The organism is Ensifer sp. ENS11 (genome assembly GCF_014851895.1).
In the GTDB taxonomy this organism is placed as follows: Bacteria; Pseudomonadota; Alphaproteobacteria; order Rhizobiales; family Rhizobiaceae; genus Ensifer; species Ensifer canadensis.
Map to the genome: position 1 here is coordinate 131,181 of NZ_JACVAN010000007.1, position 13,879 is coordinate 145,059.

The window sequence follows — 13,879 nt, forward strand, 5'->3', positions numbered from 1 at the left end:
GCCTTATCGCCGATAAAGTGCCCGCGCTATTGCGCCGGCCGGACCTTGTAATAGACGGTCGCAGCAGCGCCGGAGGTCTTGGCGATGGTGTAGACGTCGTAGGACGCCTGCGGATCGTTGCCCATGCCAAGCGAACCTGCGGGCATGCCGGGCACGGCAATGCCAGCAATGTCCGGCTTTTCGGTCACCAGCTTCTGCACGGCCTCAAGCGGCACATGCCCCTCGACGACATAACCGTCGATGACGGCGGTGTGGCACCCCTCCATGTCGGCCGGCACGCCGAACCGCGTCTTGATCGGCGTCATATCGGCTTCGTCGCGGATGTCGACCTTGAAGCCCGCGGCCTCCATGGCTTCCGCCCATTGTTCGCAGCAGCCGCATTGCGGATCCTTGTAGATCGTCATCGGGCCAGCTGCGATCGCCACACCGGCCGTGAGCATCGTCATGCCCATGATCGCACCGGCGATGAAATGTCTGCGGTTGAGGTCCATCATCGGACACTCCTTTCTTTTCAGTTCGGCCTCGTCGTCCAAGGCCCGGAATTGTCGTTATACCGGGCCTTGGACATTGGATTACTTGATCTCGGTCACAGTGAGCTTGCCATCGACCCGGTCGGCGACGAATTCGATCGCAGTGCCTTCCTTGAGCTTGGCCAGTATCGCATCATCCTTGACCCGGAACACCATGGTCATCGCAGGCATGTCGAGGTTCTTGAGATCCTCATGGGCGATGGTCACCTTCTTGGCCGAGGCGTCGAGCTTCTTGACTGTTCCCTTGGTGAATTCCGCAGCTTGGGCGGAAGCGGCGATGGCGAGCGCGGCAAACAATGTGATGAGCGTTTTCATAGTGTCATCCTTTCAGTGGGTTACAGTCACTTCTTCACGACTTCGAGCGGCCCATGCATGCCGGCGTCGTAGTGGCCGGGGACCAGGCAGGCGAACTGGAACGTGCCATTGTTGGTGAAGGTCCAGACGATCTCGCCGGATTTGCCGGGCTCGAGCCGGATGGCGTTCGGATCAGCGTGTTCCATGTCCGGAAACTTCTCCATCGCGGCCTTGTGCTCCTGGATCTGCGCCTTGTCGTCGAGCACGAACTCATGTTCGAGTTCGCCGACATTCTTGATTGCGAAGCGCACGGTCTGCCCCTGGCGGACCTTGATGCTTGCCGGCGTGAAGATCATCTTGCCGTCGTCGGTTTCCTTCATCGTCACGCGTACGGTCTGGGTCGCCTTCTTGGCGTCGCCCGGTTTGCCGACCGACATGACATCATGACCGCCGGCGTGAGAGCCGCTGGCCAGCATCGGCGAGGCGAGCGAGGAAGCGGCGAGGAACGCCAGCGCGAAAAGTGTCGTCTTCATCTTGGTTTCCTTGGTTGTTTTGGAAGAGGTCATTGCGGTCAGCCCTTTTTTGCGGGAGGCGGCGTAATCACTGTCTTGGCATCGGTTGCCCGGGTGGTCTCCGGCAGCGCGCCGGTCCATTCCCAAGCCTGTGTTCCCGGAGGGTTTTCGTACCAGCCGGGGTCGCTGTAATCGCCGGCGGAGATGCCTTCGCGCACCTTCACCACCGAGAACATGCCGCCCATCTCCAATGCGCCGTGCGGGCCCCAGCCTGTCATCATCGGGATGGTGTTGTCGGGAAGCGGCATTTCCATTTCGCCCATGTCGGCCATCCCGGCCGTGCCCATGGGCATGTAGTCGGGCTTGATCTTGCGGATCTTGGCCGCGACCTGGGTCTTGTCGGTGCCGATGAAGGTCGGGACATCGTGGCCCATCGCGTTCATCGTGTGGTGCGATTTGTGGCAATGGATCGCCCAATCGCCTTCGTATTTGGCGTCGAACTCGTAGGCGCGCATTGCGCCGACGGGAATGTCGATCGAGACTTCCGGCCACCGGGCCTCCGGGCGAACCCAGCCGCCATCGGTGCAGGTCACTTCGAAATCGTAGCCGTGCATGTGGATCGGATGGTTGGTCATGGTGAGGTTGCCGACGCGCACGCGCACCCGATCGTTCTTGGAAACGACCAGCGGATCGATGTCCGGGAAGATGCGGCTGTTCCAGCACCACATGTTGAAATCCGTCATCTCCATGATGCGCGGAACATAGGTGCCGGGGTCGATGTCATAGGCGTTGAGCAGGAAGACGAAGTCGCGGTCAACCCGCATGAAGGCCGGATCCTTGGGATGGATGACGAAGAAGCCCATCATGCCCATGGCCATCTGTACCATCTCGTCGGCATGCGGGTGGTACATGAAGGTCCCGGACTTCACGAGGTCGAACTCGTAGACGAACGTCTTGCCGGCCGGGATATGCGGCTGCGACAGGCCACCGACACCATCCATCCCCGATGGCAGGATCATCCCGTGCCAATGGATCGTCGTGTGTTCCGGCAGTTTGTTGGTGACGAAGATGCGCACCCGGTCGCCCTCGACTGCCTCGATCGTTGGGCCGGGAGACTGGCCGTTATAGCCCCAGAGATAGGCGGTCATGCCGTCTGCCATCTCACGCTCCACCGGTTCGGCGACGAGGTGAAACTCCTTGACGCCGTTGTTCATCCGGTGCGGCAGCGTCCAGCCATTGAGCGTGACGACCGGCTGATAGTCCGGCCCGCTCGTCGGCACGAGCGGTTTTTGCGTGGCGGCGTTGTCCATGCCTGCCGCCTCCGGCAGGCCGGAGGTCGAGGTTTGCGCCCAGGCGGTGGTAGAAACGAGTGCCGCGCCGGCACCGAGGATTTGTCGTCTGTTGAACATGGTCATCGTTCCTTTCAATCCGCATCCGCTGCGGCAGGAGCGGCGGTCTCGACCGCAGTGCCTTCTTCCCCGCCGCCATGGATGGCCGTCATCAGATCGGCGTCCGCCAGCCAGAAATCGCGTTTGGCGTTGATGGAGAGGATCACCGAGTCCACCTTGGCGCGCGTGTCGGCGAGCATTTCGAAGGTGCTGGTGATCATGCCGTTGTAGCTGAGGGTGGCCTCTTCCTCGATCTTGCTGCGCAAGGGCACGACGTTGTTGCGATAGTGTCTGGCGATATCGTAGCGCGATCGATAGGCCTGATAGGCCGAGCGAGCTTCCGAGCGGACGTTGACGGCCTTCTCGGCAAGCAGGTTGGCAGCGCGCATATGCGCCAGTTCCGCCTTGCGCAAGCGCGCCTGGCCGGTGTCGAAGATCGGGATGGAGAACTCCAACTCACCCTGGCCGGTGGTCTCGACCTTGGTGTCCCCGTCTTCGCGTTCGCGCTCGGCTTCTGCCCCTGCGACGAGCGTGAGATCGCTGACGAAGCGTGTCGCGTCGGTCAACCGATAGGACTTTGCCACGGCCTCAAGCTCGAGGCGAGCCAACTGCAGGTCGACGCGACGCTTGAGCGCTTCGGCCTCGATGCTGTTCCGGCGGGCGAGGTCTTTTGGCAGATCGGGCAGCCGGTTCGGGACCTGGTAGTCGGCGTCGCTGCCCCAGAGCCCCATTCGCCGGGTGAGGTTTTCCTTGGCGAGCCGTGCGGCGAGGCGGGCTTGCGCCACCTGGCCGGCGAGTTCGGCATTGAAGACGTGCTCGCGTGCCTGGTCAGCCTTGCCCATGGAACCGGTTTCGCCGAGCTTGGCGGCGAGTTCGGAGGATGCGTCGGCGGCGGCCTGCGCCCGGTTGAGCTGCCCGACTGTTTCCCAGGCTGAAACCGTCTCGACCCATGCGCGCCGGGTTTCTGCCGCAAGCGCAAGCGTCCGAAGGGCCGCCGCAAGCTGCGCCTGGCGAAAGTGGGCGTCGGCAACGGCGATGGTCTTCTCCCGCGTGATGAGCGCCAGGATATTGGTGGTGATCAGCCCCTCAATGGCGCGATAGGCTTGAAGCTCCGACGCCCCGATCCCGGTGGTGCCGATCGAAACAGTCGGGTTGAGGAGCATCGTTGCCTGCCAGGCATCCGCCGACGCATCGCCCAGATCGGCATAGGCGGCCTGCAGGCCCCTGTTGTTGAGAAGCGCGATCTGCACGGCGGTGTCGGCATCGACCGATTTGCGTGCCAGCAGGGCTTTCACCTGTGCTTCAGCCTTTGCGGCCTGCTCGCGGTTCTGGATCCAGACGCTTCTCTTCGCAGTGCCAGCGCCGACCCTGGCCTCGACCGCCGTAAAGCCGGCGTCCTTTGCCGAATATTCCGCGTTTGTGGTGCAGCCGGCAAGCGCCAGCGGCAAGCCGATGATCGCGGCGAGCTTGAACCTTTGCCTGATCATGATGCGCCTCCCTTGGCGGGAGATTGGGCGTCGTTGAGCGGCACCCAGCGTTTTGGACCGACAGGCTCACGATGGACATAACCGGTAACAGGGCTGCGGTAGGCCTGGCCGTTGGCGCCGGCGGTACTTTCCGAGGGATCGGCGAGGCTTGTCACCTCGGCAGGCATTGTCGTCGCGCATCCGCCCAAAAGGATGGGCAGGAGCGCCATGGGAAACAGACGTTTCATGTTCAACCTGAAATGTGAATGATGGAGATCGGCGTCCGACCGGCAAAGCCGGGCAGGCCAAGACCTTGACCGCGGTAGCGGTCAGCTTTTCACGAAATCAGGCTCTCGGAGGGCGGTGCAAACCGGCGCGCTCGCCGGGGCTCAGCTGCGACTGCAGGCCAAAGCTCAAGGTGGAGCGTGGCAGGCCGAAGCGCGCTTCGCTGACGTCGGCAAGAACGGCAACGGCCGCACAGAAGGTCTTGCAGCAGTCCTTCTTGTCGGCCTTGCCGCTATCGCCAATGGGTTTTGTCTTGCCGCTTTCGGCACTTGGGCAATGCTCGCTCAGCGCTGAGGCACTGATATCAAGCGAGGCATCTGTCTGTATCGCCGCTTTCATTTGCATCGCCGTGTGCATCTGCATGGCTGTGTGTGATGCGACATGGGTCATGCCGGCGGCGCTGGAAAAGGGCAGCACAGCCAGTGACAGCATCGTCACCAGCTTGAGCATCGTCAGCAGACGCTGATATGCAGTTCGTACCTTTTCCATCATCAATCCGTAGAAACGCTGTCGATTCCTGTCAATGCTACCGACGGGACCGAGGCTCACGAATGCGTGAGCCTCGGTCAGTTTCGGTCTTCAGGCCTGTCGGCGGTTGCGGACCGGGTCGATGCCGGCCGGGCCGAAGCGCGCAGGCTCCAGAGCCTTGCCCGGTTCGTTGGCCATGTCGGCGAGATCATCAAGGATAGGGCAATCCGGTCGTCCGTCGCCGTGGCAGTTGGCGGCCAGATGCTTGAGCGTCCGGCTCATGGCCTTCAACTCCTCCGCCTTGCGCTCGAGGATATCGACGTGTTCGAGCGCGATCTTCTTCACCTCGCTGCTGGCGCGCGAACGGTCACGCCAGAGCGTCAGCAGGTCGGTCATCTGCTCGACGGTGAAACCGAGATCGCGGGAGCGGCGGATGAAGCGCAAGGTGTGGACGTCGTTGTCGCCGTAGTTGCGATAGCCGGCCTCGCTGCGATCGGCCGGAGGAATGAGGCCGATCGTTTCGTAATAGCGGATCATCTTCGTCGAGACGCCGGAGGCGCGTGCGACTTCGCCGATGTTCATGGCTTCACCTTTCAAGAGGCGCGCAGAGCGCGGGTATTCATGTCGAATATAGGAACTCTCCCCGGCGGACGCCATGCGGGCGTGTCCCGCCGGGGAGAGGCTTTGATGTTATCGCGCCGCTGGCGTTTGCGCGACGACGCCGCGAAAACCCCTCAGCCGGAGCGCGTTTCCGAGCACGAAGACGCTGGAGAGCGCCATGGCACCGGCGGCGAAGATCGGCGACAGCAACAGGCCATAGGCCGGATAAAGCGCGCCCGCTGCAACCGGGATCAGGACCGCGTTATAGGCAAAGGCCCAGAACAGGTTTTCCTTGATGTTGCGGATCGTTGCCTTCGAGAGCGCGATCGCGTTGGGCACGCCCAGGAGATCGCCGGACATCAGCACAACATCGGCGCTTTCGATCGCGACATCGGTGCCGGTACCGATCGCAAGTCCGACATCGGCTTCGGCAAGAGCGGGCGCATCGTTGATGCCGTCGCCGACGAAGGCGACGGCGCGGCCGTCAGCCTTCAGGCGCTTCAGAGCGGCAACCTTGCCGTCGGGCAGCACCTCGGCGATGACTTCGTCGATCCCGAGTTTGGCGGCGATCGCTTCGGCCGTGCGGCGGTTGTCGCCGGTAATCATCGCCACCTTGAGACCGAGATCGTGCAACATGCGGATCGCCTGCGGCGTCGTTTCCTTGATCGGGTCGGCAACGGCGATGATGGCGGCAAGCTTGCCGTCGATTGCTGCATAGAGCGGGCTCTTGCCTTCCGACCCGAGGCGGCCTGCCTGGTCGGCAAACACCGAGACGTCGAGCTTCAACCGGGTCATCAGCCGATCGGCGCCGACATGGACGCTCCGCCCATTCACCGTGGCGCTGGCGCCGAATCCGGGAACAGCCTCGAAGTTCGCGGCGGTCGGAATGGCGATGCCTTCGGACTTCGCCGCTTCGACGATTGCCTCGGCGATCGGGTGTTCCGACCGGGTTTCGACGGCGGCGACGAGTGCAAGCACCTCGCTGCGCTCAACACCGGCAGACGTGTCGAGATCGGTCAGTTCCGGGCGACCCTTGGTGAGCGTGCCCGTCTTATCGACGGCAATGATCTCGGCATTGCGCAGTGTCTGCAACGCCTCTCCCTTGCGGAACAGCACACCCATCTCGGCGGCACGGCCGGTACCGACCATGATCGAGGTCGGGGTCGCTAGGCCCATGGCACAGGGGCAGGCGATGATCAGCACCGCGACGGCGTTGACGAGCGCGAAGGTCAAGGCCGGATCCGGGCCGAAGACCAGCCAGACCGCGAAAGTAAGGACTGCCATGGCGATGACGGCCGGAACGAACCAGGCCGTCACCTTGTCGACCAGCGACTGGATCGGCAGCTTGGCGCCCTGGGCCTGTTCGACCATGCGGATGATCTGGGCAAGCACCGTATCGGCACCGACCTTGGTGGCGCGGAAGGTGAAGGATCCTGTTTTGTTGATGGTGCCGCCGACAACGTCAGCGCCGGCGATCTTCTCGACGGGAACCGGCTCGCCGGTGATCATCGATTCGTCGACGTAGGAATTGCCATCGACAACGGTACCGTCGACCGGCACGCGGTCGCCGGGGCGCATCAGCACGGTGTCGCCGGCATGCACGTCGGCGAGCGGAATTTCGATCGTTTCTCCGTCGCGAACGACGCGCGCTGTCTTTGCCTGCAGGCCCATCAGGTGCTTTATCGCTTCGGAGGTGCGGCCCTTGGCGCGGGCTTCGAGCACCCGACCGAGCAGGATCAGCGTCACGATGACGGCCGCGGCTTCATAATAGACGTTGGCCGTGCCCTCGGGCAAAAGCCCGGATGCGAAGGTGGCAACGACCGAATAGCCCCAGGCGGCGGCCGTGCCGATGGCGACGAGCGAATTCATGTCGGGCGCGAGACGCAACAGGGCCGGTATGCCCTTCTGGTAGAAGCGCAAGCCCGGGCCGAAGACCACGAGCGTCGTCAACACGAACTGCAGATACCAGCTCTCCTGCATGCCGATATTGATCATGACGAAGTCGTGCACGGCCGGGATGAAGTGCGAGCCCATTTCCAGGACGAAGATCGGCAGCGTCAAGGCTGCGGCAACCAGCAACGCGCGGCTGAGACGCCGGCTTTCGCGCTCGCGCTTTTCGGCCTCCTCATCGGTGTTCTCATCGCCGGTGATGCGCTTGGCGTCATAACCGGCGGCGCGCACGGCCTCTTCGAGACTGGCGACTGTTGCAATGCCCTTGGTGAGGCGCACCGAGGCGCGCTCGGTCGCCAGGTTGACGCTGGCGTCAGCGACGCCGGGCACCGCTTTCAATGCCTTTTCGATACGGGCGACACAGGAGGCGCAGGTCATACCTTCGATTGCCAGCTCGATCGATTCCTCAGCGGCGCCATAGCCGCTGTTTTCGATTGCCTTGACGATGTCGGCGGTCTTGGTCGATCCATCGAACCGGACATCGGCCCGTTCCGTTGCAAGGTTGACAGAGGCGGATGTCACCCCTGGGACTGCTCGGATGGCCTTCTCGACGCGCGCGACGCACGAGGCACAGGTCATTCCCTCGACCGGTATGCTGGCCGTCAGGGCGTTGCCGGCGATTGCTACGGCGCTCTTCGTTTCGATGGTGGTCACGGATCCCATGATCGTGCTCCTTTTCCTTTTCTTTTATCGGAAGATGGGGCTTCCAACGATGGGAAGGTCAAGGGCGGTTTGAAACATTTCTTCATGCAGCAAGGCATCGCATTCAAATGCTCAGTGCTGGTGATGCGAATGCACGACGGCGTGACCCTTGCCACGTGCAATCAGCCAGCGATTGACGGGAAACGCGGCGGCCCCGGCAACAAGGAGCGCGACCGCAAGGCTCGCCCAGAAGAGGAGAGACGTTACGCCTGCATCCATCGCTCCGGGGATGAACAGCATCAGGGCATTGTCGACGATTTCCATGATGACGATGGACGCCGTGTCGGCGGCAAGCGCCAGCTTCAGGACCACCGCGAACGGCATGCCTGCCTTCAGCAGCGGAAACATGGTCAGGCCGTAGCCGAAGACAAAGGCAAGGAAGACGGCGAGTGCAATGGTCTGGACATTGCCCCAACCAAGCGCCGAGCCGATGACCATGCCGAGCACCTCGCCGATGGCGCATCCTGTCAGGCAATGCACCGTGGCAGAGAGCGCGAGACGGTTGAGTGACATGTTTTCGGATTTCGAGGGACCGGCGGTCACGCTGCGGTGATCATGTCGGTGCCCGCCGTGTTCGTCGTGTTGCATGCTCGGTCTCCGTGAAGATGCGGAGCCGGCAAGCTAGAGCTTCCCACCGTTGTAAGGTCAAGGCGTGCGGCGGGGTCAAACGACAAACGCCCCGGCTTTGGGAGCCGAGGCGCGCCAACCGGTGACTGGAGGCACCGTTGCGATCTTGATTTAGAGCTGGCGGCCCTCATAGCCTGCCGTCTTCAGCGCGTCGGCAATCGGGCCGGATGGGGCGGCGGTGTCGACGCTGATTTCGCGCGCGCCGAGATCGACCTTGACGGTTGCCTGCGGATCAACGCTCAGGATCGCCTTTTGCACGACGCCGGCGCAATGTCCGCAGGTCATGTTGTCGATCTTGTAATTCTGCATCGCTTGTCTCCTTCTTTTCGATGTGAGACAAACATGAGGTTTCCCACCGTTGGAAGGTCAAGAGGCCATTCCACTATATTAATTCGGCGTGCTTCGTGGTGAACCAAATCTAATTTGACGCGAAACCAAAAAAAGGTGACGCGAAGCCAAAGAATCCTGACGCGGGTCGCGCCTAAACTTCGACCTATGTTTCTGTTTATGCTATGAAAAAAGCGTCTTGTCGTACCGGGACTGTCCGCATTTTCGCCACATTTAGTGGTGCCGCGAACTGCACGTGCGGCACCGCTCCTTCGCGTTAGATGAGCGTAGAAAACCAAACAAACCTGATGCGATCATAGCTGCCAAATGCTGTTATCCACGGCCTTGTCAGGGGCATTTTTGTCCCGGGTTTCCTCATGCTGACCGCGAGCCGCTTCCTTCTCTAGGCGGCGACGGTTCCAGCGTTCCCAAGCTGGGCGATCCTTCAGCCAAAGATCGACCTGCTTCTTCGGAAAACCGACCCGTCCAGGTGACAACTTCTCTCTCACAGGAAAGGTATCTTTCTTCCCCATGCTACGGATGGTCGATTCCGACAGCGTTGTGAGGAGGCAGACCTCTGCCCAAGTGTAGTAGTGAGCGTATAAACCTGACATAGTCCCACCTGTGCGCTATGAGGTAAAGTATTGGTGCGTGTTTGCCACTGAGGCACCCTAAGTATACCTGGGATAATACGCCGATATCAAGCCGAAGTCCACGGGGTGTAATTTTAAATGGCGTGAGAGTGACTGAGTATTGTCAACATTATATTACAAAAAGACTTATTGTGTAAATTTCGAATCCTTTGTTACTTTTAACATTTTGTTTTGTATAGGTTCTTTGGTAGATCCTCACGAGAGCCTTCCAAATTCCCTGTGCCAAACGGAAAGATTGACATTCTGCTGAGGATGGAACACAATGATCATGTGGTGAGCATTGTGCTCAAGCGAGTTCTTCCCTGGATCTCGTGCACACGTTCGAAAGGTGCGGCTGCTGCAGGAAGGCTGACGAAGCTCCATGGGCGAATCCTTCGCCGTAAGGCGGCTATTCCGATTGGGTGTCACCGGTCTTAGAGCTGCACTCTGCCGGCATCGGCGAAGGCGACATGCTACGCAAACCCATGCGTCGTCGTGGGCGGTGAGTACCGCGCCACGTTAAATTCGCCACAGAAGCGAGATGAGCGATCTCGGGACTGTGGCGTTAGAAACCAGGATTCGCGATCAAGTCTGCAGCTTATCCGACGTCAAAGCGCGCCGGCGTAGAACGGAAGGATTCGAGTGGCGCGCGGGGGGGTATCGCTGCTGCCCTGCGTGGTCGTCCTCGAACCCTCGCTCGTCCATTCCGAGCTGAAAAAGCGGAGAGCTGCCGAAAAGGCGTTCGGGACCTTCGCCCATCTCCGCTTGGAGTTGCTAGACCTCCTTCGGGGGCTCCTCGCGGGCATATGGGTTTTCTCGCAGTACCTGAGGGTCCTTCGTGGTTATTCAAGGCTCGCCGGGGGCGGTGGTAGTCGGGTGCGCCGCTTGGGCAGCTACCGTGATCGGCGTGGCCAGGAAAAGGTGGAAGATGCTTGCTGGAGTCTCATGATGCAATACATAATTAAATCAAATAGTTATTGACGTTTACTGAAATACATGGTGAGCTTGCTCTCTCTTGAGTCCCGACGGAGCGCGAGCGATGGCAGCGTCGCTATTCATCGGCCGTATAGTGAGATCCAAAGAGGGCGGCCCGATACGCCGCATACTGTGTGGCGGTCGGCCATCTCGGACAGGCTACTATAGCGCCCGGAAATCCCAGGGGCGACATCTACCTTGGGAATCCAGACTAGCTGAACTCCCGGCAATAATTCTTTGCGAGGTGTCGTGGCGTGTCGCGTATGTGATGTCGCAACCCCACCGCTTGGATATCTTCGCGCGGGGACAACCTGTTCCACTTCACTATATTCCTGACCTCGAGCTAATAGTGGAGCCTTCCTTCGCCCAGGAGGTATGTTCCGGCGTCCCATTGGCCGTCGCCTCGATGGCGTGGGATCCAAAGCCTGTTCTCAGCGTCAGCCCTGCGCGGCTAGTCCTCGAGATCAAAAACGACGATGATCCAAGGAACGATGATCGCCAATACCGATCTAAGCTTAGGTTGGCGAAGGAAGTTTATCGGAAGCTTGGGTATTACTTCGCCGTGGTCACCAGAAGCAACGGTATCGACTGTGTCGATCTCGCCTCGGTTCGCGAGATAACCGCAGACCGGTTCTGCAAATTTTCGAAAACTGACGCCTTGTTCGTCCAGGATTATCTCGCAAATCGGGGGGGATGCTCGCTTCTGTCGGAATTAATCAACGCGCTAGGTGGTTTGCCAACCGCCATGGCCTCGGTCAGTGCCCTTCACTTCGATCGGGTCCTGTGCATCGAACTTGCCGCCCCACGCGATCGACGCCGCGTAGTGTTGGTAGAGCGGGAGCGATGACAATGTTGCACTGCGATGTTCAAGTTGGCGAGATGTACCGCTTGATGCTCGGAAGGCGCGAAGTTGACTGCACTTTCATTGAGCAAAAGCGTTCTGGAACGCTCGTCTTCGAGAACCGCGCTACTGGTCGCAAGTTCCCGGTTCGGGACCACGAGTTTATTGAGATGCGCAACGATGGCCTGGCAATCCGTGTGCGGCACCTCAAGAATGGTTTGGAGACGGTCGGCTTCGATCCTCGTGTGGTCGAGGATCCAAACGAGGCGTTGATCAGTAAGACAGAGCGAAAGGCTCGCCAGGATGTAGCGTGGCGACTCGAACGCGCCCGGACGTTGTGTTTCTACGTGAACGCTTATGATCAGCAGTCAGGCAAGAAGTCAGTGCCTCGACTTCTTCGCGAACTGCGAAAGGATGCGCGTCAAGAGGGTTTTAAATGGGAGCCTTCCAAATCAACTGTCCTCCGCGCGCTGGACGTCGGTGAACCCGGCAATCGGACTGTCCTGGCGTATTATGAAGATTACCACACGCATGAAGAAACAGCCCGATGGCCGCCAGCGATCCTCCAGTTGAAGGAGGAGGCGATCCAAGACTACTACACTCCCGGGTCAGGTGGCACCATCCGCATCTGCGACGTGACCAACACGTTTCTGGAGAAGGTGGATCTGGAATCACAGCGCAGGGTCTCGAACGGGCTCCCGCCGTTGCAGCGCCCGGACCCAGAGACTGTCCGCCTGTGGCTCCGCAGGGCCGCGTCTGAGGAGTTGTACACTCAAAAATGGGGGAAGCGCGCGGGGATGCGACGCTACCGCGGCACCAGCCCGTCCATCCACGCGGATCGCATTCTTGAAAGGGTAATCTTCGACGCGACGCGTGTCGATAACTGGTCACCGATCGCTGATGAGGCTGGCGAGACACTTCTCGTTGAGCGTCCGTGGCTTACGATTGCTGTTGATGTAAAATCGACGATGCTTTTGGCCGGGATACTGACGTTCGAACCCCCATCGCTGCTAACGATAATGGAGGCGTTGAAGCAGGTTCTCCGACCAAAAGACTTTCTGGTTGCCAAGTATGGGCATTACAAAGGGGCGACTGACGGGTACGGCAAGATAGACACCGCGGTGGTGGACAACGGTTGGGAGAATACAGGCCCCTCGTTCCAGGCGAGTTGCGAGAACGTGGGGATCAGTGTCGAGTGGGCACCCGTCAAGACTCCAGAGTACAAAGCCGTCTGCGAGCGGCTATTCAAGACTTTCAACGATGCGATCTGGCATCGAATGAAAAGTGGTATCCCTTATAAACCGTCTGAGATGTCTTTGCGCGGCTTAGCTCCAGAGAAGGAGGCTGGCCCCGGAATTGAAGTACTGCAGGACTTGTTCTGGGACTTCGTTGTGACGTGTTATCACGTGGAAGCGGGTTCTGGGGTTGGTCGCGCTCCGGCGCAGGAGTGGCGCGATGGGGTCGCCAAGGGAAATCGCCATCTAGTTGACGACATCAATATGGTCGATCGATTGTTCGGCGGTGTCAGACACGGTCAGCTTACAAATCAAGGAGTCACCTACAAGAGGCACAGATTCCACGCCGGCCCGGAGACCTCCAACCTACTCGATTCTTTGCTTCGCTACTCGAAACCACGACAACAGCGAACCACTCCGCTCAGCACGGGCAAGGTGCCGGTGCAATTTTCCATAGACCTGCCGACTTGCGCTCACATTGATGTCTGGGACTACCATCGGAAGCGGCTTGTTCGATTGCCGAACGTCGATGCAAGATTCTCGGCCGGATGTTCGTGGCGCACGGCAGAACTCATTCGCGAATATGCTGAACGGGAGAACCTCGCTTTTCATACGGACGAAGAGAAATGCGCAGCGCGCGCTGCGTTCCGCCGCCGCCTTGAGTCCGAAGCCAAGTCCGGGCCGTATCGTGAAGCCCGCAAGAAAGCCCGCGCCTACCACAGCGAAATGCGCCTGGTGCCGGGTGACACCATTGTCGAAAGTTTCGACGACCCCAGCGTCACCGGCATGGACGGCTGCAACCTCTTCGTGGACCTCCCGATGAAATACCGGGAGGACGAGGGGTTCGCAGCAAAGAGCTTCCGCCGAGGCGGGAAGAAGGCAACTCGTGCCTCCGCCCGTGCCAGGCAGAGCAAGGCCGCGAAGGCCAAGTTGCCTAGCCACAACGTCCCAGCCCCGTCAGTGGACATACCTCGAGCTCCGACGATGGTTGAGGATTCTAATGCCGCTCTCCGCTGCCTGGCGGAAGATCTCGATTGAGGAGGACGT

At 60.3% G+C, this 13,879-nt stretch carries 13 protein-coding genes; 1 reads left to right on the forward strand and 12 read right to left on the reverse strand.

What is annotated here, in order from left to right:
• Positions 1 to 26: 26 nt before the first annotated feature.
• From IB264_RS15905 to IB264_RS15960, 12 genes are all read right to left on the reverse strand, one after another.
• On the reverse strand, positions 27 to 491 hold the full coding sequence (locus tag IB264_RS15905) for a DUF411 domain-containing protein (protein WP_192433854.1): 465 nt from the start codon (positions 489 to 491) through the stop codon (positions 27 to 29).
• Between the two features lie 81 nt (positions 492 to 572).
• A complete protein-coding gene (locus tag IB264_RS15910; protein ID WP_025428575.1) occupies positions 573 to 845 on the reverse strand; it encodes a copper-binding protein in 273 nt (90 codons plus the stop codon).
• 26 nt (positions 846 to 871) lie between these two features.
• Positions 872 to 1,357 (reverse strand): plastocyanin/azurin family copper-binding protein, encoded by a 486-nt coding sequence (locus IB264_RS15915; protein WP_057218308.1) that lies wholly within the window; start codon positions 1,355 to 1,357, stop codon positions 872 to 874.
• Positions 1,358 to 1,395: 38 nt separating this feature from the next.
• Positions 1,396 to 2,745, reverse strand: a complete 1,350-nt coding sequence (locus IB264_RS15920; RefSeq protein ID WP_192433755.1) for a multicopper oxidase family protein — start codon at positions 2,743 to 2,745, stop codon at positions 1,396 to 1,398.
• A gap of 14 nt (positions 2,746 to 2,759) precedes the next feature.
• A complete protein-coding gene (locus IB264_RS15925) occupies positions 2,760 to 4,211 on the reverse strand; it encodes a TolC family protein (protein ID WP_192433757.1) in 1,452 nt (483 codons plus the stop codon).
• Positions 4,208 to 4,438 carry a hypothetical protein gene (locus IB264_RS15930; RefSeq protein WP_063991881.1) on the reverse strand — a complete coding sequence of 77 codons (231 nt, stop codon included), beginning with the start codon at positions 4,436 to 4,438 and terminating at the stop codon, positions 4,208 to 4,210. The genes IB264_RS15925 and IB264_RS15930 overlap by 4 nt, the downstream gene beginning before the upstream one ends.
• Before the next feature lie 97 nt (positions 4,439 to 4,535).
• Entirely contained in the window at positions 4,536 to 4,964 is a 429-nt protein-coding gene (locus IB264_RS15935; protein WP_156613073.1) for a hypothetical protein, read from the reverse strand.
• Between the two features lie 90 nt (positions 4,965 to 5,054).
• Positions 5,055 to 5,525 (reverse strand): Cu(I)-responsive transcriptional regulator, encoded by a 471-nt coding sequence (gene cueR, locus IB264_RS15940; RefSeq protein WP_025428581.1) that lies wholly within the window; start codon positions 5,523 to 5,525, stop codon positions 5,055 to 5,057.
• A gap of 108 nt (positions 5,526 to 5,633) precedes the next feature.
• Positions 5,634 to 8,072 (reverse strand): heavy metal translocating P-type ATPase, encoded by a 2,439-nt coding sequence (locus IB264_RS15945; RefSeq protein WP_246811777.1) that lies wholly within the window; start codon positions 8,070 to 8,072, stop codon positions 5,634 to 5,636.
• 195 nt (positions 8,073 to 8,267) lie between these two features.
• Positions 8,268 to 8,783 carry a DUF4396 domain-containing protein gene (locus IB264_RS15950; RefSeq protein WP_025428583.1) on the reverse strand — a complete coding sequence of 172 codons (516 nt, stop codon included), beginning with the start codon at positions 8,781 to 8,783 and terminating at the stop codon, positions 8,268 to 8,270.
• A gap of 150 nt (positions 8,784 to 8,933) precedes the next feature.
• Positions 8,934 to 9,131, reverse strand: coding sequence for a heavy-metal-associated domain-containing protein (locus IB264_RS15955; RefSeq protein WP_057226698.1), 198 nt, complete (start codon positions 9,129 to 9,131; stop codon positions 8,934 to 8,936).
• A gap of 332 nt (positions 9,132 to 9,463) precedes the next feature.
• Entirely contained in the window at positions 9,464 to 9,763 is a 300-nt protein-coding gene (locus tag IB264_RS15960) for an AlpA family transcriptional regulator (RefSeq protein ID WP_192433760.1), read from the reverse strand.
• A gap of 1,842 nt (positions 9,764 to 11,605) precedes the next feature.
• On the opposite strand from IB264_RS15960, the gene IB264_RS15965 reads away from it, so the two are divergent.
• The gene (locus tag IB264_RS15965) at positions 11,606 to 13,870 is read left to right on the forward strand and encodes a DDE-type integrase/transposase/recombinase (RefSeq protein ID WP_192433762.1); all 2,265 of its coding nucleotides are present in this window, start codon (positions 11,606 to 11,608) and stop codon (positions 13,868 to 13,870) included.
• Positions 13,871 to 13,879: the final 9 nt, after the last annotated feature.

Excerpts from the sequence above, each read along its gene's own strand:
- IB264_RS15905 (WP_192433854.1), bottom strand. The coding sequence starts at position 491 with ATGGACCTCAACCGCAGACATTTCATCGCCGGTGCGATCATGGGCATG.
- IB264_RS15910 (WP_025428575.1), bottom strand. The coding sequence starts at position 845 with ATGAAAACGCTCATCACATTGTTTGCCGCGCTCGCCATCGCCGCTTCC.
- IB264_RS15915 (WP_057218308.1), bottom strand. The coding sequence starts at position 1,357 with ATGAAGACGACACTTTTCGCGCTGGCGTTCCTCGCCGCTTCCTCGCTC.
- IB264_RS15920 (WP_192433755.1), bottom strand. The coding sequence starts at position 2,745 with ATGTTCAACAGACGACAAATCCTCGGTGCCGGCGCGGCACTCGTTTCT.
- IB264_RS15925 (WP_192433757.1), bottom strand. The coding sequence starts at position 4,211 with ATGATCAGGCAAAGGTTCAAGCTCGCCGCGATCATCGGCTTGCCGCTG.
- IB264_RS15930 (WP_063991881.1), bottom strand. The coding sequence starts at position 4,438 with ATGAAACGTCTGTTTCCCATGGCGCTCCTGCCCATCCTTTTGGGCGGA.
- IB264_RS15935 (WP_156613073.1), bottom strand. The coding sequence starts at position 4,964 with ATGGAAAAGGTACGAACTGCATATCAGCGTCTGCTGACGATGCTCAAG.
- cueR (WP_025428581.1), bottom strand. The coding sequence starts at position 5,525 with ATGAACATCGGCGAAGTCGCACGCGCCTCCGGCGTCTCGACGAAGATG.
- IB264_RS15945 (WP_246811777.1), bottom strand. The coding sequence starts at position 8,072 with ATGACCTGTGCCTCGTGCGTCGCGCGCGTCGAGAAGGCCATCCGAGCA.
- IB264_RS15950 (WP_025428583.1), bottom strand. The coding sequence starts at position 8,783 with ATGCAACACGACGAACACGGCGGGCACCGACATGATCACCGCAGCGTG.
- IB264_RS15955 (WP_057226698.1), bottom strand. The coding sequence starts at position 9,131 with ATGCAGAATTACAAGATCGACAACATGACCTGCGGACATTGCGCCGGC.
- IB264_RS15960 (WP_192433760.1), bottom strand. The coding sequence starts at position 9,763 with ATGTCAGGTTTATACGCTCACTACTACACTTGGGCAGAGGTCTGCCTC.
- IB264_RS15965 (WP_192433762.1), top strand. The coding sequence starts at position 11,606 with ATGTTGCACTGCGATGTTCAAGTTGGCGAGATGTACCGCTTGATGCTC.